Below are 24670 nucleotides of genomic sequence, written 5' to 3'. Positions count from 1 at the left end.
AGCGTGCGGACACGCTCTGGTACGTAAGTGGGGGAGTCGGCCGATAAGCCGGGTTCTGTCGTGGACAGCCATTCCTCTAGGCGCTGCGTTACCACAGCGCTCAAGCAACCTACCCGGATCCAGCGCGGGCCACGCCATTGGATCCCTATTTGGTCTTGCTCCGAGTGGGGTTTACCATGCCACGCACTGTTACCAGGCGCGCGGTGCGCTCTTACCGCACCCTTTCACCCTTACCGGCCCCGAAAGGCTTAGGCGGTCTACTCTCTGCTGCACTTTCCGTCGGCTCACGCCGCCCAGGCGTTACCTGGCACTCTGCCCTATGGAGCCCGGACTTTCCTCCCCCAACACCTTTTAAGGGGTATTAGCGGCGACTGTCTGGCCAACTCCGGCGGCAAGCATACCAGCGCCCTCGACTTGCCTCAATGCTCACCTTTGATTGCTTGCAAACGCGCGTACCAGACTTGCTTACGACCACCAAGCATTCGCGCGGCAATTGCAGCGCCCTGTTTCACGCCAACCCCCTCTGCCAGCAGTGCCTCCAGCAAGGCGTCCGCTGATATATCCTGATGTTCACTCTGCTCAACCGGCGGAGCCCCGGCAACAATCACCACGAATTCGCCGCGGGCTTGATTAGGGTCGACAGTCAATTGCTCCAGTAACGATGCAGGCGTACCGTGCAAAAACGTTTCGAAGGTTTTAGTGAGCTCACGCGCCAATACCACATCGCGATCCGCCATTTGCGCCTGTAACGCTTCAAGGGTATGCACGATACGGTGGGGAGATTCATAAAACACCAGCGTCTCTTCGCGGGTTTTCCAACTCTCCAATGCTTGGCGTCGTGCGCCTGGCTTGGCAGGCAGAAAACCGGCAAACACAAAGCGGTCTGTTGGCAGGCCTGCCCCTGACAGCGCAGTAATCAGCGCACAGGGGCCGGGGATAGGCACAATATGGCGATTGCGCGCCCTCAGTTCACGTACCAGCACAAAGCCGGGATCGCTAATCAACGGTGTGCCGGCGTCACTGATCAGGGCGATATCTTCACCTGCGGCGAGATAACTATCCAAAGCCTCTACCCGGCGCACCTCGTTGTGCTCATGTAAAGAGAGCATGGGCTTGTTTAGCCCCAAGTGCGCCAACAGGCGGCCACTATGGCGAGTATCTTCAGCGGCAATTCGTGTCACTTGGCCCAGCACCCGAGCGGCACGCGCGGTTAAGTCATCCAAATTCCCAATTGGCGTGGCAACCACGTACAATGTGCCCGGATTATCGTCTGTCATTGTTGACTCTCAATTCGTTGATGGCTTGCCCTGCTGGTGCGCTATGCTTGTGCAGTGGCTTGGTCAATCGCTGACAAGCAGCGACAGCGCAAATGGAAACCTAAGGAAGGATACATGAAACAGTCATTACGTGGCTTACTCGCCGTTGCCCTTGTGGCATTTCTCGTTGCTGGCTGTGCGATGCAATCGCCTAGCGTGGTAGATCGAGTGCCCGATGAAAACCCTGGCCAGCTACTCAGCCAAGCGGAACAGCAAGCGCCAGAGCAAGCCGCAAAAACACGCCTGGAAGCGGCTAATATTCTGGCCCGTCAAGGTGAGCGCGACAGAGCCTTCGAAACCGCCGATGGGATTGATGAAAGCTTGCTCTCAGAACCCGACCGGGTACGCTGGGCACTGCTATTTTCCGAGCTTGCCCGCGCGTTGAATGAACCCCGTGCCGTGCTGCGCGCCACTCAGGTACTCGGCGACGAGCTGCCGATGCAGGCCAACCAGCAGGAGCGACTTGAAGAGCGCCAGCGATGGGCCCGCGAGGCCCTTGATCAGCCCAGCGGTGCAGTGAGCGTTGCGCTGCCAGAGCTTGAGGGTCAGGAAATACGCCGCATCGTGGTAGCACTGCCCGAATCAGGCCCGCTTAGCAGCGTCGCCAATACTATCGCTTCGGCTATGCGGCAGCACCATGACGCCAAGGGCAGCAACGTCGAGCTGAGCTTCCTGGATACCTCGCGCTACTCGATGGATGAGCTCTATGACCGCGCCCAACAAATGAATGCACAGTTAATTATTGGCCCGCTGGATAAGGATCGAGTTACCCAGCTAGAACAGCGCGATAGCGTGCCGCTCCCTACACTGGCACTCAACTATGGCAGCGGTGATAACAATCAAGCCCAGCGACTCTTCCAGTACGGCCTTTCAGCTGAAGACGAAGCACGCCAAGTTGCCCGCCGCGCCTGGCAGGACGGGCACCGCCAAATGTCCATGATGGTTCCGGATAACGGCTGGGGCCGACGCGTAGGCGAAGCCTTCTGGAATGAGTGGCATAGCCAGGGTGGCGAAATCACCAACGCCGTGCGCTATAACCCGGATAGCTCGGTCTCCAATGCCGTACAAACCGCGCTCAGTGTTAGCGGTGATCGCGCGCGCCTAGGCAATATTGACGCCCTATTCCTGCTCGCGCTGCCCGAGTATGCGCGCCAGGTACCGCCGACTATGGATTACTACTACGCTCCCAACCTGCCAATCTATGCCACCTCACACTTGCATGAAGGACGCTTGCAGACTCGCCTCGATCAAGATCTAAACGATGTCATGTTCGTTGATATCCCCTGGCAAATCCCCGACGCCGCCGTTGGTGGCGAAGAGGCTCTGCCCTTTGCATCTACCTACCAAAGCCTGCGGGATGAATCAGACGCTTCCATGTTCCGCCTGATGGCAATGGGCGTTGATGCATACGAGCTGGCTATCCGCTTTTCCAACCTTGGCGAGCTGAACGGCCTTCATGGCAGCACCGGCACTCTCTACTTAAGCGACGATGGCCGCATCTACCGCGAGCTGCCCTGGGCTAAATTCCAGAATGGCGTTCCATCACCTATTTTAATTCCTAACCTGATCGAAAGTGACGACTAACGCCCATACTGCCCGTGCCCGCGGCGCAGCCATTGAGCAGCTTGCCGCTCAATGGCTGCGCCAACAGGGGCTCACCCTTGTCACGCAGAATCATTACGTAAAAGGGGGTGAGCTTGACTTGGTAATGCGCGATGGCGATATTCTCGTCTTTGTTGAAGTCAAACACCGCACCACGACGCGCTACGGCCACCCGCTGGAAACCGTCACCTATCAGAAGCAACAGCGCCTGGTGCGTGCAGCACGGCTTTATATCGCCCGCGGCGGGCTTTCTTCACCCTGCCGCTTTGATATCCTGGCCATAACGGGTAAGCCGCCCAACCTGGAGTTTCACTGGGTAAAAGCTGCCTTTGATGCCTTTTGACTGTTTTTTAAAGCTGTTTGTATAAACTGGCTTTAAAAACGGTCTTTAAAAAACACTCTTTATCACTATTCAACCAGGAAGCCCTGATGGACTTTCAATCTCGGATACTCGGCCACTTCAACGCTAGCATCGACACCAAGACGTACGCCAGCGAAGTACTTCCGCCGTTCATTGAAGTGGCTAGCCAAATGATGGTGCAGTGCCTTGTCAGCGAAGGAAAAATTCTTGCCTGCGGCAATGGCGGCAGCGCTGGTGACAGCCAACACTTCTCCTCTGAACTGCTCAACCGCTTTGAGCGAGAACGACCTAGCCTACCCGCACTGGCACTCACCACTGATACGTCCACGCTCACTTCAATCGCAAACGACTATAGCTACAACGAGGTGTTTTCAAAGCAGATTCGCGCCCTCGGGCAGCCCGGTGATGTACTCTTAGCTATCTCCACCAGTGGCAATTCGGGCAATATTGTGCAGGCCATTCAAGCCGCCCATGATCGCGATATGACCGTAGTTGCCCTTACCGGCCGCGACGGTGGCGATATGGCGTCACTGTTAGGCCAGGATGACTGCGAGATTCGCGTCCCGGCGACATCAACGGCCCGCATCCAGGAAGTTCACCTGCTGGTGATTCACTGTTTATGCGATCTTATCGATGAACAGTTGTTTGGCAGCGCTTAGTCGCCATTTGTACTGTGTTAACAACCACGATGTCTTTAACTGCTAGCATCAAAGGAGTCATACGATGACCCAACGCCTCTCCCCCCGCGGCTTCATGGCCGTTGCGCTTTGCGCGGCACTCTTCATTACCGGCTGCGCTAACAACTCAGCCTCCAATCAGTCCAACTATGCTCAGCGTAGCGACGATGTTGAAGCCATCGACACCACCATTGAGCGTGAAGTTGATGACGCGTTAAAGCGTGCTGACGCCCGGCTAGGCGATGCCCGCATTCGTGCCCACAGTTATAACGGCGTTGTGCTCCTGGTGGGCCAAGTACCCAGTGAAGAGCTTCGCGATATGGCGGGTGAAGTTACCAGCAACCTACGCGGTGTTACTGACGTCCACAACGAACTCACCATCGCCGCTCGCCTACCGGCCAGCCAGCGCCTGACCGACACATGGCTCACCACGAATGTCGTCAGCCACCTGGCAACCAACGACCGCATCGACTCTTCAAAAATCAAAGTCACCACCGAAAATGCCAGCGTATATCTGATGGGCCGCGTGACCCGGGAAGAGGCTGACCGTATCGTCAATGCCGCTTCCTCGGTTGGTGGTGTACAACGAATCGTAAAAGTATTTGATTACCTAGACTAATCCACTGTTTTCCCATTGCGTTTTAGCAGCCACAAAAAAGCCTCGCTTAATAAGCGAGGCTTTTTTGTGGGCGGCACACCCCAGGGTGTTATTTAACGACCCGCAGGGTGGGTTTTTTCTTCGTCTTGCTCTTAGCTTGAGACTCTTTTTCAGACGTATCCGCTGACGCCGTTGAGTCACTGTCACTCTTTTCGGAGACGGGCTCTGTGATCGACAGCTCAGGCTTACTAGAGGGCTTCTCTTCGTCCTCAATAGCGCCAAAAGAGTCGGCTCCATCACCTAGCTCAGGCTCATGACCAAAGACCATTCCTGCACCGTTCTCACGGGCGTAAATAGCGATTAAGGCCGGAGTCGGTATCATTACCTGCATAGGCTGCCCGCCAAAGCGCGCATTAAAGCCTATCGCCTGATTCTCCATAAAAAGATCACGTACTGCAGTCGGCGCCACGTTCAAAACGATCTGACCGTTTTGAACAAACTGACGGGGCACCTCAACGCCAGGCAAGGTAGCATCAACCACCAGGTAAGGCGTTAGCTCATTATCCAGCAACCACTCATAGAGTGCTCGGGCGAGATAGGGGCGACTCGATTTCATCTAGACTCCCTCCTCCTTACAAGAAAGGCTCCCTGCCCTTATCAAGCACAAAGGAGCCAAATGAATTCAAGCGCGCATCTCTTTTTCACGCTCACTTAAAGATGCCTTGAACGCTTCACGCTCGAATACTCGCGACATGTAGGACAGCAGCGGCTTAACCTGCTTCTCGGGCAATTCGATATTGAGTTCCGGCAAACGCCACAATACAGGCGCTAAACAACAATCCACCAGCGTAAACTCTTCGCTCATGAAGTAAGGCATATCCTCGAAAATTGGCGATATGCCGATCAGACTTTCACGCAACTCTTTACGCGCTTTATCTGCCTCTTTCTTTCCACCACTGCGAATCAGGTCGACCATTGGGCACCACTCGCGCTCAATGCGGTGCATCCATAGGCGGCTTTGCGCACGCGCTACTGGATAAACAGGCAATAGCGGAGGATGCGGGAAACGCTCATCCAGATACTCCATCATAACTTTGGACTCATACAGCACCAAGTCACGATCTAACAGCGTCGGTACGCTGTTGTACGGATTGAGGTCTGCCAGCTCTTCCGGTGGTTTTTCGTCGAGTACATCGACGATGTCGACGGCAACCCCCTTCTCGGCCAGCACAATGCGCACACGATGACTGAAATGATCATCACTGCCTGAGTAAAAGATCATCGACGACCGTTTGGCCACAACACCCATGAAAGCATCCTCACATCAAAACAATCTTGGATAATAACACGCCAGCGCTACCTTAGGGGAAGCCAGCTTGCTTTGCTTTACTGCCATGCTGACAAGCAAAAGGCGCACGACTTACGCCGTGCGCCCCACTGACCATCAGCTACTGCTAATTAGTGGATATCTCGCCAGTACTCGCGCTTGAGCAGGTAAGCAATCACACCAAAAATGAAAATAAAGATCAGTACTTTAGGTGCCAGCGCCTGTGCTTGAAGCTTGGAGGGCTCACCTACATAAGCCAGGAAGTTAGTAAGATCATACATCGCCTCCTCAAATTCCGCAGGTTCGAGCTCCCCCGGCTCGGTCACTTGCAGCACGTTACAAGACTGATACTTGCCCGATAACGCATCCGGTTCTTGCCCTTCTACCGGGTGATCGGTTTCAGCACATACCAGCTCTTGCACGCCCTGCAGAGGCTCTAACACGTTCGGCATTGCCACTAGGTCAAACACCGTATTGTTAACGCCCGTGGGACGGCTAGGATCTTTGTAGAAACCGAGCAAATAAGAGTAAATCCAATCGGTCCCACGCACACGCGTCTTGAGCGACAGGTCGGGCGGCGGCGCACCAAACCAACCCTCCGCATCACCGCTGTTCATGGCGTTATGCATTTGATCGTTGTAAGCCAAATCTGACGAGAAAATCAAATTCTCTTCAACCAAATCCTGAGGCATCCCCAAGTCGTCTGCCGCACGCGAAAAGCGTTGATAGTTAAGCGAGTGACAGCCCATGCAGTAGTTAACATAGAGCTTCATGCCATTTTGCAACGAGGCCTGATCATGCAGATCAGGATCCATCGAGTGAGGCACACTTGCGCCCCCCGCAGCCATCGCGGTTACTGGCACTAAGGCGAAAAGGAGTCCAAATAGATACTTTTTCATTAGCCAGTCACCCTTTCCGGAACGGGTTTAGTCTTCTCCAGCTTGGTGTAGAACGGCATCAAGACAAAGAAGGCGAAATAGATCACGGTGCACGCCTGGGCTAGCAGTGTTCTACCCTCTGTCGATGGCAACACACCTAAAACACCCAGGATGACAAAACTGATAGCAAACAGCAGCAGCATGACTTTCGACATCCAGCCTTTGTAACGCATAGAGCGCACGGGGCTACGATCCAGCCAGGGCAGAACAAACAGGATTGCAATCGCCGCGCCCATAAAGATAACCCCTAGGAACTTGGCGTCTAAACCAAAGACCGAGAAGGTAATGGCGCGGAGAATGGCGTAGAACGGTGTCATATACCAAACGGGGGCAATGTGATCTGGTGTCTGCAGCGGGTTCGCCTGATCAAAGTTAGGCCGCTCAATAAAGTAGCCACCACCTTCGGGGAAGTAGAACACCACTACGCAGAAAACGAAAAGGAACACTGCCACACCGACAAGGTCTTTCACCGTGTAGTAAGGGTGGAAAGGAATTCCATCCAACGGCACACCAGCCTCATCCTTCTTCTGCTTGATATCAATGCCGTCCGGGTTATTCGAGCCCACCTCATGCAAAGCAATGATGTGCAGCACAACCAGTGCCAGAATAACGATTGGCAGCGCAACCACATGCAGTGCAAAGAAGCGGTTTAGGGTAATGCCTGAAATCAGGAAGTCACCACGCACCCACTGTGCCAGGTCAGGGCCGATCGCCGGAATCGCTGAGAACAGCGAGATAATCACCTGCGCACCCCAGTAGGACATTTGCCCCCACGGCAGCAGATAACCCATAAAGGCTTCCGCCATTAGCACCAGGTAAATAGTCATGCCGAAGACCCACACTAACTCGCGCGGGGCTTTATAAGAACCGTACAAAAGGCCACGGAACATATGCAGATAGACAACGAGGAAGAAGGCGGAGGCCCCCGTGGTGTGCATATAGCGAATCAACCACCCCCATTCCACATCACGCATGATGTATTCGACGGAATCGAAGGCACCTTCAGCTGAGGGGTTAAAGCTCATGGTCAACCAAACCCCGGTGAGGATTTGGTTGACCAGCGCCAGCAGCGCTAACGAGCCAAAGAAGTACCAGAAATTGAAGTTTTTCGGCGCGTAATATTTGGAGAGGTGCTCTTGCCACATCTGAGTAGCAGGGAAGCGATCATCCACCCAACGCATGAGGCCTTTTTCCGCCTTGGCTTTATTCGGATTACCCATTAGGCAGTCTCCTCATCTTCGCCGACGATAATGATATCGTCATTCTCAAAGCGGTAGGGTGGAACCTCAAGATTGGTCGGCGCAGGAACGTTGTTAAATACGCGACCAGCCAAATCAAAGCGGGAACCGTGGCATGGGCAGAAGAAACCACCCGGCCAGTTATCAACGCCTACGCCCTCTGCGTCGGGTTCAGGCCGGAATAACGGCGAACAGCCTAGGTGAGTACAAATACCGATCAACACCCCAATCTCGGGCTTGATAGAGCGCAATCCACCCTCGATATAAGCGGGCTGTTGTGGCTCTTCCGAATCCGGATCGGCCAGTTGCTCACCGCTCAGCGACTCAGTACGCTCGATCATTTCCGGCGTGCGATTAATGATCCATATTGGCCGACCACGCCACTCAACGGTCATACGCTGCCCAGGCTCAAGCTTGGAAATATCTGCTTGAACGGGAGCACCCGCCGCTCTTGCTTTGGCACTAGGCTGCCAAGAAGCCACAAAGGGTACCGCTACCCCGACAGCACCTACCGCACCCACAACGGAGGTGGCGCCTACGAGGAAACGGCGTCGGCCTTTGTTTACGCCGTTATCTGCCATTTCAGGTTTCTCCCATCAGCTTACCCGTTCCGCCACAAAGGCGTCTTGCGGCGACGAATATTAATTACGCTCTATGGTAAAAAAACAAAGCGCTGTGCACAAGAACAACCGCTCGTGACCATAGTGGTACGAGCAATATAATTTTTTGATATTCCAATAAAAAACGCCCAGGTCGATGACCTGGGCGTTTTTCCGCATAGCGTAAAAATTAACGCTTCGAGAACTGCGGACGACGACGCGCTTTGCGCAGACCGACTTTCTTACGTTCAACTTGACGTGCATCACGCGTTACGTAGCCAGCGGCACGTAGCGAAGGACGCAGGTCTTCATTGTAGTTCATCAGGGCACGTGTAATGCCGTGACGGATCGCACCAGCTTGAGAAGAACCACCACCACCAGCGACAGTCACGAAGATGTCAAACTGGTTCAGGGTTTCAGTCAATTCAAGCGGCTGGCGAACAACCATACGACCGGTAACACGACCAAAGTAGAGGTCAAGGTCTTGGTTGTTGACAGTAATTTTGCCAGAGCCCGGCTTCATAAACACGCGAGCGGTGGAAGTCTTGCGGCGCCCGGTACCGTAATACTGCTGTGTCATGGCGAAGATTTCCTCAGAGGTTCAGTTCAAGCGGCTGTTGGGCAGCATGCGGATGCTCGTCGCCAGCGTACACTTTCAACTTCGTGTACATGGCACGGCCCAAGGGACCTTTCGGCAACATACCTTTAACGGCAGACTCAATGATACGCTCGGGCGCATGATCAAGCATTTTGTCGAATGTCATAGAGCGCAGACCGCCCGGGTAACCAGTGTGGCGGTAATAGGTTTTAGCCTTCGCCTTATTACCAGTTACGTGGACTTTCTCTGCGTTGATCACGACGATGTAGTCGCCAGTATCAACGTGAGGGGTAAATTCGGGCTTATGCTTGCCACGTAGGCGGCGAGCAATCTCGGTTGCCAGACGACCGAGCGTTTTGTCCGTAGCGTCGACTACATACCAGTCGCGCTGGACGGACTGCGGCTTAGCACTGAACGTCTTCATGGATGAAATCACCAGATTAAATGTATTGGGTGACTTACACCGTTGTACGGCGAAGCACCATCCCTATTCTTTTTGGTTGCTGGTTTAACCCAGCAACATGCAGCGAGGCGGCATTCTACAGTAAGGCTACTGACAAGTTAAGCCGTATCGTGACTTTTTTACTGAGCCGACATCCCGTCAGGCTTTAAGGCTTATGCGCCAACGCCAAGTACTCCTTGGACTGCATCTCTTGTAGGCGCGACAAAGTCCGCTGGAACTCGAACGTTAGCTTGCCATCGCTATACAGCTCTTCAATCGGCGCTTCCGCGGACATCAGTAGTTTGACGCCACGATCATAAAACTCATCGACCATATTGATGAAGCGGCGTGCCTGATCATCCTGCTTGGCATTCATACGCCTCACATTGGAAACCAGCACCGTATGAAATTCCCTGGCCAGTTCAATATAGTCATTTTGACTGCGCGGCCCGTCACACAGCTCAAGAAACTCAAACCAAGCGACATCATCATGCAGCCGACGCGTTTTCAACACACGGTGGTTTACCTCTAGCGACGCCTCTGACTCGCCTTCGTGCCCGGCTATTTCCCGAAAGCTGCGCGATAGTTCGCGCTCAGCCGCTTCATCCAGCGGCGAGTAGAAGATGGCCGCACGCTCCAATGCGCGCAGTCGATAATCCACCCCAGAATCGACATTAACCACCTCACAATGACGATTCACAAGCTCAATGGCTGGCAAAAAGCGCGCCCGTTGTAGGCCATCTTTATATAAATCATCAGGTACGATATTAGAGGTCGCCACTAATACCACTCCGCGCTCAAATAACGCCTCTAGCAAGTTGGCAAGAATCATCGCATCGGTAATATCTTTGACGAAAAATTCATCAAAGCAAATAACCCGCGCCTCAGTAGCAAACTTACCCGCGATTAGGGTCAGTGGATTCTTTTCACCTTTATAGTGGGTCAGCTCGTTATGGACACGCTGCATAAAGCGGTGAAAATGGGTACGCATTTTGTCGGGAAAGGGCAAGGCTTCATAAAAGGTATCGACCAAGTAGGTTTTGCCCCGCCCTACCCCACCCCAAAAATAGAGGCCTTGGATATCGGGCAAGACAGGCTCATCAGCCAATGAGGATTTCTTGCCCATGAAACCCGCCATCTTGGCTTTTAACCCTTTATGGAGCCCCTTATTCGCAACCAGAGCTTTGGGAACGGTTGTTGGCGCAGCGACAAGCTCATCATAGAGCCGCTGTAGATGCTTTACGGCCAACTCCTGCGCTGCATCATATTGAAAATCATCGCGCTCTAAGTCCGCCCGATAGCGCTCTATAGGCGATGCAGGGCGCGTTTTTAACGATGCCCTACTCGCAGTTGTTGATGACATGCACTCGCCTCCCACAGCATGTAAGGCAGCCGCCAGTACATGACTGGCAACCTTGAAAAGGTTGTGATTATACCTGTAGAGACATCTAAGCGCATGAGCGGATTGACCCAACCGGCTGAGTGACGCCTATAATGGCAGCCTGTTTGATTCTTAAGCTGCTAGCATATGCAGCCTCTAAATCATTATATTCAAGGCGCCAGGGAGAACACTGTGGACGCGAGCTCACCATTAACGTTTGCCATAATCGGTTTTATCGTCGGCCTGATCATTGGAGCGGTTGCTTATCGCCTCTTCAGCAAAAGCCAGCGTGAAGCGGCTTCCATGCGCCAAAAGCTACTCGAACGCGAGCACCAGATTGCCGAGATGAAGAGCAGCGTGGGCAGCCATTTAACGGGTATTTATCAACGCCTAAGCAATATCCGCGATGAAGCCAACCAGCTTGAGCTTCAACTGAAAGAGGACGCCGCGGAGTGGGATATTCGCGACGCTGCTATTCAGCCTAGCCTTGATCTCTCGGGTATCGATCCAGCGCGCGAGCAGCAGACGACGGCAGACGCCAGCACCCCTGCGACGCCACGTGACTACGCGGATGGTAAGGGCGGCACGTTGTCAGAAGACTTTGGCTTGAAGAGCAACGAGGCGGCAACACCCCAACCGCCGCGCTACTAATAATGATTGATCAGCCCCGGCTTCTGTTATCGGTGATCCGGGGCATTTAATGCGTTAAGCGGGATTATCAATATCCACAAAGCGGTGCTCAACGCCATACTCATCGCTTAGCCACTCGCCCAGCGCCTGTACTCCATAGCGCTCGGTGGCATGATGCCCGGCGGCGATATAATGAATACCCATTTCCCTCGCCAGGTGAGTGGTTCGCTCTGATATCTCACCCGATACAAATGCCTGTGCGCCCGCCTCAAAGGCGTCGGTGATCATGTCCTGCGCACCACCGGTACACCAGGCGATGCGCTCAATATCTCCCACCTGCGGGGCCTCAATAACCAACGGCTCGCGCTGCAAGGTTTGCGCTATTTGCGCTGCCAAGGCGCTGACCGAATGCGGCTGAGGTAACCGGCCTGACCACAAAAGCCCTTCCCCCAGCGCGCCATCAATGCACCCCTCTACTTTCCACCCCAAGTGACGGGCTAACTCCGCGTTATTGCCCATCTCGGCATGCGCATCCAGAGGCAGATGATACGCTAACAGACTAATGTCATGATCAAGCAGGGTTTTAATCCGCCGCTGCTTCATACCAGTAATCGCCACGGGCTCGTTTTTCCAAAAGTAACCGTGATGCACCAGCACCATATCTGCCTGCCAGGCAACGGCTTCGTCCAGCAGCGCTTGGCAGGCAGTAACACCGGTCATGATGCGCTTGACGTGTTCACTGCCCGCCACCTGTAAGCCATTAATGGTAAAATCTTTAAACTCTGCCGCACGTAACTGATGGTCACAAGCCGCTACTAGTTGATCACGATGAATCATATTGAGTCCTTTATTGATTTAACCGCACCCGTGAGGTAGCTGCTAAGAAAGTGTTACCATAAAACCATTGTAAAACTCGCTGCTTTATATCGCGAACAGCGAGACTGACCCGTTAAGGAATTGATTGCATGCGACGCTACGTGCTGCCTTATCTCTGGCCTGTTATCACTGGCGTACTGCTCGCGGTGGTGATTCTCTTCGCACTCCCCGAGCAGTTGCCCAACCCGTTTCGTGACTCGTCGCCTCAAGCCCCCCAAGTCGCCGCGCCGGTCATCTCGACGACACCAGAAGTGGTAGAACCCAACCCTAGTCGCCCTGCGCCTGAAATTCATCAGGCAGCGCCGCTTTCCCGGAACAAAGGCCCCGTCAGCTATGCTCAGGCAGTGGAGCAAGCCGCGCCGGCGGTAGTAAATATCTACTCATCGCGCATCGTTGAGCGCGACCAGCACCCACTGATGTCAGATCCATTTTTTCAGCAATTTTTTGATAACCAGGGAGATGACGCGACGACCCATCAACGCATGCTCTCAAGCTTGGGCTCTGGCGTTATAGTCAGTGAGGACGGCTACGTACTAACCAATCACCACGTCATCAACGGCGCCGATGAAATCCAGGTCGCTCTGCGCGACGGACGCGAAACCCTGGCAGAGGTGATCGGCACAGATCCTGAAAGTGATTTAGCCGTGCTAAGAATTAACCTGGACGATTTGCCAGTCATTGAACTCACAGACTCAGCCGACGTAGCGGTAGGCGACGTAGCGCTCGCTATTGGCAACCCTTTTGGTGTCGGTCAGACGGTCACCATGGGTATTATTAGTGCCACGGGGCGCAATCATTTAGGGCTAAACGCCTATGAAGACTTTATTCAAACAGATGCGGCTATCAACCCGGGTAACTCAGGTGGCGCGCTGGTCAATCCTGAGGGCGCCATGGTCGGCATTAATACGGCTATTTTCTCGCGCTCAGGTGGCTCCCAAGGCATTGGCTTTGCCATTCCTGCCAACCTTGCCCACAGCATTCTGGATGAACTGGTCACTCAAGGACGGGTAATTCGTGGCTGGTTAGGCATTGAAGCGCAAGCACTATCACGGGAACTGGCAGCCTCTTTTGGACTGCAAACACCCCAAGGTGTGATCGTCGCGGGGGTTGTCAGCGGAGGGCCTGCCGCGGAAGCGGGGCTAGAGCCAGGCGATGTGCTTCTCTCTGTCAATGGCCAGCCTATTCTGGATGCCCGCACCACGATGAGTGAAATCGCCTCTATCGCACCCGGCACCTCGCTACCACTCACCATCGTCCGTAGCGGCGAGCGCCTGGAGATGACCCTCGAAGTGGGCGAACGCCCACTCCCTACCATCCCAATTAATGAAGAGACTCCTGGCCCACGCGACTCGTAGCCTGTTTACAAAACGCGCTGGCGTAGCGCAAAGCGCATTGGCAGTATCAATCGCGAATCCGGTACTCCGCGGAGCGGGCGTGGGCGGTGAGTGATTCACCTCGCGCCAATACCGAGGCGATTTTGCCCAGCTCAGAAGCACCGTCTGCGGAGCAGTGAATAATCGAAGAGCGCTTCTGGAAATCGTAAACCCCCAACGGTGAAGAGAAGCGCGCCGTGCCAGAGGTAGGCAGCACGTGATTTGGCCCGGCACAGTAATCACCCAGCGCCTCGGCGGTGTAACGCCCCATAAAGATTGCCCCGGCATGACGAATATCGTCTAACCACGTCTCGGGGGCAGCCACCGAAAGCTCCAGGTGCTCAGGAGCAATCCGGTTAATCAACGTAATCGCTTCTTGGGCGTCCTGGCAGAGCACTAACGCTCCTCGCTTACGCAGCGACTCACGCACGATCTCTTTGCGCTCTAAGGTCGGCAGTAGCCGCTCAATTGCCGACTCCACAGCATCTAAGTGTCCGGCATCCCAGCTCACCAAGATCGCCTGGGCATCTTCGTCGTGTTCGGCTTGAGAAAATAGATCCATTGCCAGCCAATCGGGATCAGTCTGACCATCGGAAACCACCATAATCTCCGAGGGCCCGGCAATCATATCAATTCCCACCTGACCAAATACTGCACGCTTCGCCGTGGCCACATAAATATTGCCCGGCCCAACTATTTTATCGACTCGAGGAACACTTTCAGTGCCGTAGGCAAGGGCGGCTACGGCCTGAGCGCCGCCGATGGTAAACACATAGTCGACTCCCGCCAAGTGAGCCGCTGCCAGCACCAACTCATTGAGCACGCCATCCGGCGTAGGCACGACCATAACGATTTCGCGCACGCCGGCCACATGAGCAGGAATCGCATTCATCAGCACTGACGAGGGATAGGCAGCTTTGCCGCCAGGAACATAAATACCGGCGCGATCCAGGGGGGCAACTTTCTGCCCCAGTACCGTGCCGTCTGCTTCTTCGTATTGCCAGGAGCTGGGCTTCTGACGCTCGTGGTAGCACTTAATCCGCTCGGCGGCGCTGGAAAGCGCCTCGCGCTGCTCAGCAGGCAAGTTATCGAACGCTCTTTTCAACTGCTCGGGCGTTAACTGCAATTCGTCCATCGAGGTAGCCGCAAGTCGGTCAAAACGATTCGTGGCTTCCACTACCGCAGCATCGCCGCGCTGCTTTACACTGGCAAGAATTTCTTCGACCCGCGCCTGCACCGCTTTGTCAGACACCCCTTCCCAATCTAACAGCGCATCAAGTCGATGGTTAAAGGCATCATCGCTTGTCGATAGGCGTGAAATCGTTGCAGTCGTCTGTTTGCTCATGGGTTCACTCATGGGTCACCTCACATCATTCGGCAAGCTGGGTCTGACGCTTTTTGACCGCACTGTCCAAGCGCTCTAGTAACGGCTTAATACGCTCATGCTTCATGGTCATGGCGGCCTTATTCACCACCAGCCGGGTGCTGATATGGGCAATAAGCTCACGCGGCTCCATACCATTCGCCCGCAGGGTATTGCCAGTATCGACGATATCGACAATTTCATCGGCGAGATTCATTAACGGCGCCAGTTCCATAGCGCCATAAAGTTTGATCACCTCAGCCTGAATTCCCTGCTCGGCGTAGTAGCGTCGCGCCACGTTAACAAATTTCGTTGCCACCCGACGCCGGGCACGGGCTGGCAACTGGCCGGTCACACCCGCGGTCATCAACTTACAGCGGGCAATTTCCAAATCCAACGGCTCATAAAGCCCTTCGGCACCGTGCTCAAGCAGCACATCTTTACCTGCGATACCGACATCGGCTGCCCCTAGCTGAACGTAGGTGGGCACGTCGGTGGCACGGATAATCACCAGTTTTACGTCGGGCAAGTTAGTATCAAATAGCAGCTTACGACTTTTGCTTAAATCCTCTGCAGGTGTAATACCCGCATCGGCCAGTAGTGGCAGCGTCTCTTCCAGAATACGGCCCTTCGAGAGGGCTAAAATCAGTTGCTTACTCATCGTGTTGCCCAGTGGTTATTAGCATGCAGGGGCTTAGCAGCAGAGACTCAGTAGAAATGGTCTAGCCAGGAATACGGCGAATGCGCGCACCCAGCAGCTGCAATTTCTCTTCGATACACTCGTAGCCACGGTCAATGTGATAGATGCGGTCTACTAGAGTTTCCCCCTCGGCCATCATGGCCGCAATCACCAGCGAAGCCGACGCGCGCAGATCGGTTGCCATTACCGGTGCACCGGAAAGCTTCTCGACCCCCTCGATCAAGGCGGTGTTGCCCTCCAGCACGATATTGGCGCCCATGCGGTTAAGCTCTTGAACATGCATAAAGCGGTTTTCGAAGATCGTCTCGACCACCCGAGAGTGCCCCACGGCCACTGCGTTCATGGCCACGAACTGCGCCTGCATATCGGTAGGGAACGCTGGATAAGGCGCAGTACGAATATTCACCGCCTTAGGCCGTTTGCCGTGCATATCCAGGGCGATCCAGTCGTCACCACTGGTGACTTCCGCACCCGCCTCTTCCAGCTTGGCAATGACCGCGTCCAGGATATCGGCCCGGGTGCGCTTGACCTTCACCCGTCCGCCAGTCATGGCGGCGGCAACTAGAAAGGTGCCTGTCTCGATACGGTCGGGCATGACATCGTGCTCGCAACCGTGCAGTTTTTCGACGCCTTCGATAGTAATGGTGTCAGTGCCTTGACCGCTGATTTTAGCGCCCATTTTGATCAAGCACTCAGCCAAGTCGACAATTTCAGGCTCGCGGGCAGCGTTTTCCAGAACGGTTTTGCCATCGGCTAGGGTCGCCGCCATCAGCAGGTTTTCGGTACCGGTCACTGTCACGGTATCAAAGTAGATAGTTGCCCCTTTTAGACGACCGTCCACCCGCGCGCGGATATAGCCAGCCTCAACGCGAATCTCCGCCCCCATGGCTTCTAAACCGCGAATATGCAAATCCACCGGGCGCGAGCCAATGGCGCAACCACCGGGTAGCGATACATCGGCTTTACCGAAGTGGGCAAGCAGAGGGCCCAACACCAGTATCGAGGCACGCATTTTCTTAACCAGCTCATACGGTGCGTGACACTGAGTGACTTGGGAGCCATCCAACTGAATACTCAGCTTTTCGCCCATCACCGGCTCAACGCCCATGCGGCCGAGCAGCTCTAAGGTGGTAGTAATATCCTGCAAGTGCGGCAAGTTACCAATCACCACGGGGCCATCGGCCAACAGGCTGGCACATAAAATAGGCAGCGCCGCATTCTTAGCGCCACTCACCCACACTTCACCGTCTACCGACCCATTGCCGGTAATGATTAATTTATCCATGGGGCGACCGTTATTGAACGTTTTCCGGTGCAGTTTGCCACTGCACCGGGGTAAACGTTTTGATGCTAATAGCGTGGAGCGCACCCGAGGCGATCTCATCGCTCAGCGCAGCGTAGACAAGCTGCTGACGTTTGACCGGAGAGAGACCTTCAAAGGCATCGCCAACCGCAATCACCTGAAAATTACAGCCTTCACCCTGGATATGGAACTGACATCCGTCGATACGGGATTCAAGCAGTGCTTTTACCTCGTTGGGTTGCATGGCGCAGAAAACTCCTTTGGGGTCATCGTTATTAATGAACGTAATTGGGTCGACATAATAAAGAAAAGCAGTGCGCTTGGCGATGCCGGAGCGTTAAACGGCCAGAGTAGCCGCAGGCTGATCGATCAAAGCATCCAACTCAGCCAGGGAGGCAAGTCGGCGTAGCGGCGCTGAAAAAAGAATGGCTTGGATATGGATACCGCGCTGCCGACAAATTCGAAGCCATTCAAACAGCACGCTAATGGCAGCGCTGCTAGCCTTCTCAATGCGACTAAAGTCTAAGCTAAGCGAAGTTAGCTCGGTGTGCTTGAGCCATTTAACACCACAGGCGGCCAAATCGGCCGCCAAGGATACCTCCACATCACCTTCCACCAGCAAGGTAGTGTTTTCTACACTAACCGTTACACTGGGGCGTGAAAACAGCACTGTCACGCATCGCCTCCCTGCTCAAGCTCTTCAACGCCCACTTCAGGTGACCATCCGTCAATAACCGCGTCATAATCACGATTGTTATCGCGCATGGCTTGGTCAAACTGATTGCGGAACGTCAGACCCAGATTAATACCGTTAACGATCACGTTAACCACCCGCCATTCGCCGTCGGAGAGTCTCAGGCTATAGCTTACGGGGTACACCTTGCCGTTATTGGCCACCACTTCCATGGCAACGCTGGCCTGGTCGTCATAGCGCTGAGCCTGCTGGGCATTCAGCACCCGCAGCTCATCATAATCAAACGTCACTAGCCCACGAGTATAAGTATCAATCAGCGTTTGGCGAAACACATCGACAAAACGACGGCGCTGTTCCGGGGAAGCGTTGCGGAAGTAGTTCCCCATCACGCTGGCCCCGATATAGCGGAAATCCGCCACTTGTTCGAGGTTGCTATCCACTAACGCCTCAAGCTCGCTAAGATTATTGGCGTAATAATCCTTGCGACCTTCGAGCTCCGACATCAGTGACTCAACGTTATCGCGAATCATTGCTTCTGGCGTCTGAGACTGCGCCTGTGACTGCAGTGGCACCATTAACGCCGCCATCATCATTACCACCAATAACCAACGACCCATCATCAAGTTCACTCCATTCATAACCATCATCTCCCCACCCGGTATTGCACTGGGCCCGTTATTACACTGGATTAGTGCCTGCCGTTTGAAACACTAGTTAGTTGCCATATTGGACACAAACTGCTGGATAAGTTCTTCCAACACCAGCGCCGACTGGGTGTCACGAATCGTATCGCCATCCTCCAACATTTCAGGGTCGCCGCCCACGCTAAGGCCAATGTACTGCTCACCTAATAAGCCTGCGGTCAGGATCGAGGCAATCGAGTCTTTGGAGAGCTGACCCTCAAGTTCGCTATCCAGGCTAAGAACGACCCGCGCATCGAACCACTGCGTATCCAGTTCAATGGCTTCTACCCGCCCCACTGTCACACCCGCCATGGTGACCCTGGCACGGGGTTTTAAACTGCCAATATTGGCGAAGTTGGCCTCTAACTGAAACGACTGCGTGGGCGCTGAGAGCGTCAGTCCACTCACACGTAGGCCGAGGAACACCAGCCCCAGAATGCCCGCCACCATAAACAGGCCCACACCGAACTCCATGGTTTTACTGCGTTTCATGAAACTGCTCCAGCCATTAAAGGCCGCCAAACATAATGGCGGTCAACACAAAATCAAGCCCCAATACTGCAAGCGACGAATACACCACCGTGCGCGTAGTAGCGCGGGAAATACCTTCAGAAGTGGGCACCAAATCATAACCTTGAAATACCGCGATCCAGGTCACCACCAAAGCAAATACGGCGCTTTTGATCATGCCGTTACCGATATCACTGATAAAGGCTACATTGGCCTGCATGTTGCTCCAGTAAGAGCCCTCGAAGACGCCTAGCCACTCCACGCCCACCAAGTAGCCGCCCCAGATGCCCACGACACTAAACCCAACCGTTAAAATAGGCAGTGACACAAAGCCTGCCCATAGGCGTGGCGCCACCACGCGGCGCAGTGGGTCAACACCGATCATCTCCATGCTGGTGAGCTGCTCTGTCGCTTTCATTAAACCGATCTCGGCGGTGAGCGCAGATCCCGCCCGGCCAGCAAACAGTAGTGCTGCCACCACTGGGGCTAACTCCCTCAATAGCGACAGTGCCACCATTTGTCCCAGCGCCTGCTCAGCCCCGAAATCGACCAAAATGGTATAGCCCTGCAGTGCCAGCACCATGCCGATAAACAGCCCCGACACCAATACAATGGCTAACGAAAGCACGCCCACAAAGTGCATCTGGTGCAACCATAATCGCCAGCCTTCCCGGGAAGGCACGCCGACCACCGACTGGAATAGAAACACGCCCGCTCGACCCAATGCTTCCATTAAGTCGCACCCTCGGCGCCCCAGCCGTGTAACACGTGCGGCGCTATTAGAGAACTTTGACTGCATTAACTCTGCCCTTTATTTACCCTGCTTTGGTGCATTTAAGCGCCTTATGTCACCCACTCTAGCGGTTCTATTTAACCGGAGCCCCGCCCAGAATATCGCGATAAAACGCCTCAGCGGGGTAGTGAAATGGTACCGGCCCATCAGGTTCGCCATGAATAAACTGGCTAACCCGGGGATCTTGATTTGTGTCCAGGGTTTGCGGTGTGCCATGGGCTACCACCTGGCCATCGGCGATCAGATAGAGATAGTCCGCAATGCTCAAGGTCTCCTTGATATCATGGGAGACCACCACCGAGGTTAGCTGCAGCGCTTGATTAAGGCGCTTGATTAGCTGCACCAACACGCCCATAGAGATGGGATCCTGACCAACAAACGGCTCATCATACAAAATCAGTTCTGGATCCAGCGCCACCGCACGAGCCAATGCGACCCGGCGCGCCATCCCTCCGGACAGCTCCGCAGGCGTTAAGTGTCGCGCTCCACGCAGGCCGACCGCCTGTAGCTTGAGCAACACCAGGTCACGCACCATAGTATCGGGTAAATCCGTATGCACCCGCAGCGGAAAGGCAACGTTTTCAAACACATCCAAATCAGAAAACAGCGCACCACTCTGAAACAGCATTCCCATCCGCTTGCGTAGCGTGAATAGCGCCTTCCGGGACAGTTTATGAACATTCTGCCCATCAATGAGTATTCGACCACTCTCCGGGGTTAGCTGGCCGCCGATCAGCTTCAGTAGCGTGGTTTTACCGGTACCACTTGGCCCCATGATCGCGGTTACTTTACCCCGCGGTATGGTCATATTCACACCACGGAAAATTTCGTGATCACCACGCGAAAAGTAAAGCTCTTCAATTTCTATAAAGGGTGCATCTGTCATGGATCAGTTGACTCTTAACGAGGCGCGACTAAAGCTGTATAGCATACCCTACTTGCGGCTATCGCAATTAGAAAACAGCGTTTCTAAAACATTATCGAACATTGTACTATAACGCTACAAGGCATTACTGCACGAATGGGCTTTCCTATTGTTCAGGGTTATCAAAGTTGCAAAGGCTTGCTTACCCTCGCCTAAACCTGCTCTCGGCCCTGGTGATGCGGGTATGCCCCCCAGGGAGTCGCCTCAATTACTGCCTATTAGAGGTGTCGAGATGTTATTCTTACCGGTTACTACTTTTATATTTTCATTTGTTAAGAGAAAACGCTATGCGCCAGCCTATCGCCCCCTCCAGCCTACTACGTGAAAGCGCACTGCGTACGCTACAAATCGAGCAGGCAGCGATTGGAGGCCTTCAGGCTAAGCTAGACGAAAGCTTTGATCGCGCCTGTGAGCTAATTCTCGCCTGCCAAGGTCGTGTAGTGGTGACCGGTATGGGCAAGTCGGGGCATATTGCTGGCAAGCTAGCGGCGACACTTGCCAGTACCGGCACGCCGGCTTTTTTCGTTCACCCCGGCGAAGCCAGCCATGGCGATCTAGGCATGATTACCCGCGCAGATGTAGTGTTGGCGCTCTCTAACTCGGGCGAAACTGCCGAAGTCACTGCTCTGCTACCACTGCTTAAACGCCTGGGCACACCGCTGGTCAGCATGACGGGGCGGCCCCACTCCACGCTTGCCAAGCACGCTGATGCGCACCTAAACAGTGGCGTCGAGCGTGAGGCTTGCCCGCTCGATCTAGCCCCCACCAGTTCCACCACCGCTGCCCTCGCCCTGGGTGATGCACTGGCGGTTGCGTTACTGGAAGCACGCGGCTTTACCGCTGAAGATTTTGCCCTCTCCCACCCCGGCGGCAGTTTGGGCAAGCGCTTACTGCTACGCGTTAGAGACCTCATGCACGACGGCGCACGCCTGCCCCAAGTCGCATTGGGCAGCCCGCTGCGCGACGCATTACTCGAAATTACCCGGCAAGGGCTTGGCTTTACCTGCGTAGTGGATAGCGAAGGACGATTAGCGGGGGTCTACACCGATGGCGATCTACGCCGCACGCTGGATCAATTCCATAATCTGCGCGACGTGCGCGTTGATGATGTCATGACCCGGCCGGGCAAGCGCATAGGCCCCGATATCCTGGCGGCCGAAGCGGTACGCATCATGGAAGAAAGCCGTATTACCGCGCTAGCGGTGGTTGATGAACAACAGCGCCCAATTGGGGCTCTACATATGCACGACCTGCTCGCCAGCGGCGTTATTTAACCCAGCGGCGCCAACACGACCTGCTTTACGAACTGATTGATATGGAGGTTCTATGACCCTACCTGCCTCGCTACTCGACCAACTCCGCCGTGTACGCCTGCTAGCACTGGATGTTGACGGCGTCCTTACCGATGGGCGCCTCTACTTTCAGGCCGATGGTATCGAAATCAAAGCATTCCACACCCAGGATGGCCACGGGCTAAAGCTTCTCAAACGCGTGGGCGTACATGTCGCGTTGATTACCGGGCGCGACTCCCCCATGGTTAGCCAACGCGCGGCGGCACTCGGCATTGACCATGTTCACCAAGGCTGTGAAGACAAGCTGGCCACACTGCGCGGGCTCTGCCAGCGCCTCGATATTGAACTAGAGCAGGTGGCTTATTGTGGCGACGACCTACCCGACCTAGCGGCTATCAAACGTTGCGGCGTCGGCATTACCGTGCCAAACGCGCCGGACTATATGCATACCCACGCCGACTGGACTACCGAACGCCTGGGTGGCCACGGTGCCGTACGTGAGATCTGCGATACGCTGCTTGAATCTCAAGGACACTGGGGCGCGGTGCTCGACACCTATCTGCACGGCCGCACGTAAATGTTTAAACGCTTTAAAGTACGCCTCTGGTTAGCCGGGCTAGTCATCGCGCTGGGGATTCTGCTGGTATGGCTTGACCCCCGCGGGCCTCAAGACACCAGCATCGATCCCGAAGCACAGGCTCAGGAACCTGGCCACGTGCTGGAAAATGCCGAGATTACCCTATTCGGGGATAACGGCAGTGTCATGCAGTCGCTAAAAACACCGCGCCTTATCCATACCCCGCAGCGCAGCGAAACCTGGACGGAAGAGCCCGAGGCAGTACTGTATGACAGCGAAAACCGTCAGTGGCTGGCCAGCGCCGATGTAGGCACGCTCAACACCGCTACCCAAGCCCTGCTGCTGTCAGGTTCGGCTCGACTGTTTGCACCAGATGAAGGCTGGCAGCTAGATACCGAGCTACTGCACTATGATGGCCTCGAGCAGCATGCCTGGAGTGACACACCGGTATTGATGCAGCAACCGCCGCAGCAAATGAGCGCTTCACGTATGGACGTTTGGCTTAACACCAGCCAGGTTCGCTTAACGGATAATGTGCGCGGCACGCACCCCCCGGCCACACAACGCTAATAGGAACCGCCATGAAAGCCATGATTTCCCCAGCCCTGCTCTACACTGCACTGTTCGGTTTAGCGATACCTTTATCAGTGTTAGCCCAAACCAACTCATCTTCCCAGGCCCCAGTGGAAGTGGAAGCCGACCGTTTAGATCTTGATCAGCGGGCAGGCACAGCTGTTTATACTGGGGATGTGGACATTCGCCAAGGCGAAATGCAACTGCGCGGCGAGCGGGTAGAGATCGAACGCAACGACGCGGGCGAACTCTCGACAGCCACCGCTACCGGTGAGCGCGCCTACTTGCGCCATCAAGGCGAAGGGCAAGAAGGCCCCACGGAAGGCTGGGCGCGGCGGATTATTTATCACGTCGCCGAGCGTCGCGTAGAGCTGATCGACCAAGCCGAACTGACCCAGCAAGAGGACACCTTTAGTGGCGGTCGCCTTGAGTATTTTATTGACCGAGAAGTGATTCAAGCGCGCTCTGACGTTGATGGCAGCGAGCCCCAGCGCATACGCATGACCCTTCAGCCTGAACAATAGGGAGCCTAGCTGTGGCCACTGCTGACACTGCGCCGATCAAAACCCTTTATGCCCACCACCTGGCTAAAAGCTACAAACGCCGCCGAGTGGTCAAAGACATCAATCTGGAGATATCCCAAGGCAGTGTCGTTGGCCTTTTGGGCCCCAACGGCGCGGGCAAAACCACCTCATTTTATATGATTGTTGGGCTGGTCAAATCCGACGCTGGCAAGGTGGGTATCGACGATGTGGATTTAACGCGCGCCCCCATGCACGAGCGCGCAGCCGCGGGGATTGGCTATCTACCTCAAGAGGCGTCTATTTTCCGCAAACTCTCGGTTGCCGAGAATATTATGGCGATACTCGAGACCCGCAAAGAGCTTAACCGCAGCGATCGCGAACAGCGCCTGGAAGCGCTACTCGAAGACTTCCATATCACCCATATTCGCGACAACCTGGGCATGAGCCTTTCGGGCGGCGAGCGCAGGCGTGTAGAAATAGCCCGCTCGCTAGCCACAGAGCCCGCTTTTATTCTGCTCGATGAGCCTTTTGCGGGCGTTGACCCCATCTCGGTAGGTGAGATTAAAACCATCATTCGTGCACTGAAACAGCGCCATATCGGCGTGCTGATCACCGATCACAACGTGCGTGAAACACTAGACATTTGCGATATCGCCTATATCGTCGGCGATGGGCAAATCATCGCCAGTGGCTCGCCCGCCTCGATTCTCACCAACCAAAAAGTAAGGGATGTGTATTTGGGCGCCGATTTTCGCCTGTAATGTTTTTGCCTTAATC

General features: G+C 54.7%; 30 protein-coding genes and 1 other RNA gene. 11 read left to right on the top strand and 20 right to left on the bottom strand.

Translation table 11 applies throughout. The annotated features are described in order from the left end of the window. Positions 1-28: 28 nt before the first annotated feature. Together rnpB and rsmI are read right to left on the bottom strand one after the other, a co-directional pair. An RNA gene (rnpB, locus tag RO22_RS23835) (RNase P RNA component class A) lies at positions 29-387 on the bottom strand. Positions 388-419: 32 nt separating this feature from the next. Continuing rightward, positions 420-1277: a 16S rRNA (cytidine(1402)-2'-O)-methyltransferase gene (gene rsmI, locus RO22_RS08485; protein ID WP_041158054.1), complete on the bottom strand. Its 858-nt coding sequence runs from the start codon at positions 1275-1277 to the stop codon at positions 420-422. 114 nt (positions 1278-1391) lie between these two features. Between rsmI and RO22_RS08480 the strand changes: the two genes are divergently transcribed. The 4 genes from RO22_RS08480 (at position 1392) to RO22_RS08465 (ending at position 4575) form a co-directional block, all read left to right on the top strand. Beyond that, a complete protein-coding gene (locus RO22_RS08480; RefSeq protein ID WP_041158053.1) occupies positions 1392-2900 on the top strand; it encodes a penicillin-binding protein activator in 1509 nt (502 codons plus the stop codon). Continuing rightward, on the top strand, positions 2890-3261 hold the full coding sequence (locus tag RO22_RS08475; protein ID WP_022523915.1) for a YraN family protein: 372 nt from the start codon (positions 2890-2892) through the stop codon (positions 3259-3261). Before RO22_RS08480 ends, RO22_RS08475 begins: the two co-directional genes overlap by 11 nt. Positions 3262-3347: 86 nt before the next feature. Beyond that, positions 3348-3938, top strand: coding sequence for a phosphoheptose isomerase (locus tag RO22_RS08470; RefSeq protein ID WP_007114714.1), 591 nt, complete (start codon positions 3348-3350; stop codon positions 3936-3938). A 64-nt stretch (positions 3939-4002) separates the two neighbouring features. Beyond that, positions 4003-4575 carry a BON domain-containing protein gene (locus tag RO22_RS08465; protein ID WP_009286384.1) on the top strand — a complete coding sequence of 191 codons (573 nt, stop codon included), beginning with the start codon at positions 4003-4005 and terminating at the stop codon, positions 4573-4575. An 88-nt stretch (positions 4576-4663) separates the two neighbouring features. Here the strand turns inward: RO22_RS08465 and RO22_RS08460 are convergent, their stop codons facing one another. The 8 genes from RO22_RS08460 to zapE all read right to left on the bottom strand — a co-directional run bounded on the left by RO22_RS08460 (position 4664) and on the right by zapE (position 11059). After that, positions 4664-5170 (bottom strand): ClpXP protease specificity-enhancing factor, encoded by a 507-nt coding sequence (locus RO22_RS08460; protein WP_009287785.1) that lies wholly within the window; start codon positions 5168-5170, stop codon positions 4664-4666. Positions 5171-5236: 66 nt separating this feature from the next. Further along, positions 5237-5863: a stringent starvation protein SspA gene (gene sspA / locus RO22_RS08455; protein ID WP_007114711.1), complete on the bottom strand. Its 627-nt coding sequence runs from the start codon at positions 5861-5863 to the stop codon at positions 5237-5239. Positions 5864-6012: 149 nt separating this feature from the next. Next, positions 6013-6780 carry a cytochrome c1 gene (locus tag RO22_RS08450; protein ID WP_009287784.1) on the bottom strand — a complete coding sequence of 256 codons (768 nt, stop codon included), beginning with the start codon at positions 6778-6780 and terminating at the stop codon, positions 6013-6015. Continuing rightward, positions 6780-8039, bottom strand: coding sequence for a cytochrome b (locus RO22_RS08445; RefSeq protein ID WP_009287783.1), 1260 nt, complete (start codon positions 8037-8039; stop codon positions 6780-6782). The genes RO22_RS08450 and RO22_RS08445 overlap by 1 nt, the downstream gene beginning before the upstream one ends. Next, positions 8039-8638 carry a ubiquinol-cytochrome c reductase iron-sulfur subunit gene (gene petA / locus RO22_RS08440; RefSeq protein WP_022523917.1) on the bottom strand — a complete coding sequence of 200 codons (600 nt, stop codon included), beginning with the start codon at positions 8636-8638 and terminating at the stop codon, positions 8039-8041. Before petA ends, RO22_RS08445 begins: the two co-directional genes overlap by 1 nt. A 208-nt stretch (positions 8639-8846) precedes the next feature. Further along, positions 8847-9236: a 30S ribosomal protein S9 gene (rpsI, locus tag RO22_RS08435; protein WP_022523918.1), complete on the bottom strand. Its 390-nt coding sequence runs from the start codon at positions 9234-9236 to the stop codon at positions 8847-8849. A 13-nt stretch (positions 9237-9249) separates the two neighbouring features. Continuing rightward, the gene (rplM, locus tag RO22_RS08430) at positions 9250-9678 is read right to left on the bottom strand and encodes a 50S ribosomal protein L13 (RefSeq protein WP_022523919.1); all 429 of its coding nucleotides are present in this window, start codon (positions 9676-9678) and stop codon (positions 9250-9252) included. A 184-nt stretch (positions 9679-9862) separates the two neighbouring features. Continuing rightward, positions 9863-11059: a cell division protein ZapE gene (gene zapE / locus RO22_RS08425; protein WP_041158052.1), complete on the bottom strand. Its 1197-nt coding sequence runs from the start codon at positions 11057-11059 to the stop codon at positions 9863-9865. A 210-nt stretch (positions 11060-11269) separates the two neighbouring features. Between zapE and RO22_RS08420 the strand changes: the two genes are divergently transcribed. Further along, on the top strand, positions 11270-11728 hold the full coding sequence (locus tag RO22_RS08420) for a YhcB family protein (RefSeq protein ID WP_027959091.1): 459 nt from the start codon (positions 11270-11272) through the stop codon (positions 11726-11728). Between the two features lie 54 nt (positions 11729-11782). Here the strand turns inward: RO22_RS08420 and RO22_RS08415 are convergent, their stop codons facing one another. Further along, positions 11783-12544, bottom strand: coding sequence for a Nif3-like dinuclear metal center hexameric protein (locus RO22_RS08415; protein ID WP_041158051.1), 762 nt, complete (start codon positions 12542-12544; stop codon positions 11783-11785). Positions 12545-12672: 128 nt separating this feature from the next. On the opposite strand from RO22_RS08415, the gene RO22_RS08410 reads away from it, so the two are divergent. Continuing rightward, entirely contained in the window at positions 12673-13938 is a 1266-nt protein-coding gene (locus RO22_RS08410; protein WP_022523923.1) for a Do family serine endopeptidase, read from the top strand. 46 nt (positions 13939-13984) lie between these two features. Here the strand turns inward: RO22_RS08410 and hisD are convergent, their stop codons facing one another. From hisD to RO22_RS08365, 9 genes are all read right to left on the bottom strand, one after another. After that, positions 13985-15301, bottom strand: a complete 1317-nt coding sequence (hisD, locus tag RO22_RS08405; protein WP_022523924.1) for a histidinol dehydrogenase — start codon at positions 15299-15301, stop codon at positions 13985-13987. Positions 15302-15326: 25 nt separating this feature from the next. Beyond that, positions 15327-15980, bottom strand: a complete 654-nt coding sequence (gene hisG, locus RO22_RS08400) for an ATP phosphoribosyltransferase (RefSeq protein WP_022523925.1) — start codon at positions 15978-15980, stop codon at positions 15327-15329. Positions 15981-16041: 61 nt separating this feature from the next. Beyond that, complete coding sequence (gene murA, locus RO22_RS08395) at positions 16042-17304, bottom strand: UDP-N-acetylglucosamine 1-carboxyvinyltransferase (RefSeq protein ID WP_027959090.1); 1263 nt, start codon at positions 17302-17304, stop codon at positions 16042-16044. Positions 17305-17314: 10 nt separating this feature from the next. Then, positions 17315-17566 carry a BolA family protein gene (locus tag RO22_RS08390; RefSeq protein ID WP_022523927.1) on the bottom strand — a complete coding sequence of 84 codons (252 nt, stop codon included), beginning with the start codon at positions 17564-17566 and terminating at the stop codon, positions 17315-17317. A gap of 93 nt (positions 17567-17659) precedes the next feature. Further along, positions 17660-17998 (bottom strand): lipid asymmetry maintenance protein MlaB, encoded by a 339-nt coding sequence (locus RO22_RS08385; RefSeq protein WP_027959089.1) that lies wholly within the window; start codon positions 17996-17998, stop codon positions 17660-17662. Continuing rightward, on the bottom strand, positions 17995-18636 hold the full coding sequence (locus tag RO22_RS08380; protein WP_081742670.1) for a phospholipid-binding protein MlaC: 642 nt from the start codon (positions 18634-18636) through the stop codon (positions 17995-17997). Before RO22_RS08380 ends, RO22_RS08385 begins: the two co-directional genes overlap by 4 nt. A 90-nt stretch (positions 18637-18726) precedes the next feature. Next, positions 18727-19191 carry an outer membrane lipid asymmetry maintenance protein MlaD gene (mlaD, locus tag RO22_RS08375; RefSeq protein WP_022523930.1) on the bottom strand — a complete coding sequence of 155 codons (465 nt, stop codon included), beginning with the start codon at positions 19189-19191 and terminating at the stop codon, positions 18727-18729. A 16-nt stretch (positions 19192-19207) separates the two neighbouring features. Continuing rightward, positions 19208-20008 (bottom strand): lipid asymmetry maintenance ABC transporter permease subunit MlaE, encoded by an 801-nt coding sequence (mlaE, locus tag RO22_RS08370; RefSeq protein ID WP_035539165.1) that lies wholly within the window; start codon positions 20006-20008, stop codon positions 19208-19210. A 67-nt stretch (positions 20009-20075) separates the two neighbouring features. After that, positions 20076-20888, bottom strand: coding sequence for an ATP-binding cassette domain-containing protein (locus tag RO22_RS08365; protein ID WP_041158050.1), 813 nt, complete (start codon positions 20886-20888; stop codon positions 20076-20078). Positions 20889-21214: 326 nt separating this feature from the next. Here RO22_RS08365 and RO22_RS08360 point away from each other — a divergent pair, with 326 nt between their 5' ends. The 5 genes from RO22_RS08360 to lptB are packed head-to-tail and all read left to right on the top strand — an operon-like array spanning position 21215 to position 24654. Next, positions 21215-22201, top strand: a complete 987-nt coding sequence (locus tag RO22_RS08360; protein ID WP_022523933.1) for a KpsF/GutQ family sugar-phosphate isomerase — start codon at positions 21215-21217, stop codon at positions 22199-22201. Positions 22202-22253: 52 nt separating this feature from the next. Then, positions 22254-22796, top strand: a complete 543-nt coding sequence (locus tag RO22_RS08355) for a KdsC family phosphatase (RefSeq protein WP_022523934.1) — start codon at positions 22254-22256, stop codon at positions 22794-22796. Further along, positions 22797-23366, top strand: coding sequence for an LPS export ABC transporter periplasmic protein LptC (lptC, locus tag RO22_RS08350; RefSeq protein WP_022523935.1), 570 nt, complete (start codon positions 22797-22799; stop codon positions 23364-23366). 11 nt (positions 23367-23377) lie between these two features. Next, entirely contained in the window at positions 23378-23893 is a 516-nt protein-coding gene (gene lptA / locus RO22_RS08345) for a lipopolysaccharide transport periplasmic protein LptA (RefSeq protein ID WP_009287774.1), read from the top strand. Positions 23894-23904: 11 nt separating this feature from the next. Further along, positions 23905-24654: an LPS export ABC transporter ATP-binding protein gene (lptB, locus tag RO22_RS08340; RefSeq protein WP_022523936.1), complete on the top strand. Its 750-nt coding sequence runs from the start codon at positions 23905-23907 to the stop codon at positions 24652-24654. Positions 24655-24670 lie beyond the last annotated feature (16 nt).

The sequence above is a fragment of the Halomonas sp. KHS3 genome, assembly GCF_000830495.1.
GTDB classification, from domain to species: Bacteria; Pseudomonadota; Gammaproteobacteria; order Pseudomonadales; family Halomonadaceae; genus Vreelandella; species Vreelandella titanicae.
The sequence above is the reverse complement of the archived record's forward strand: the minus strand, read 5'-3'. Positions and strand labels throughout refer to the sequence as shown.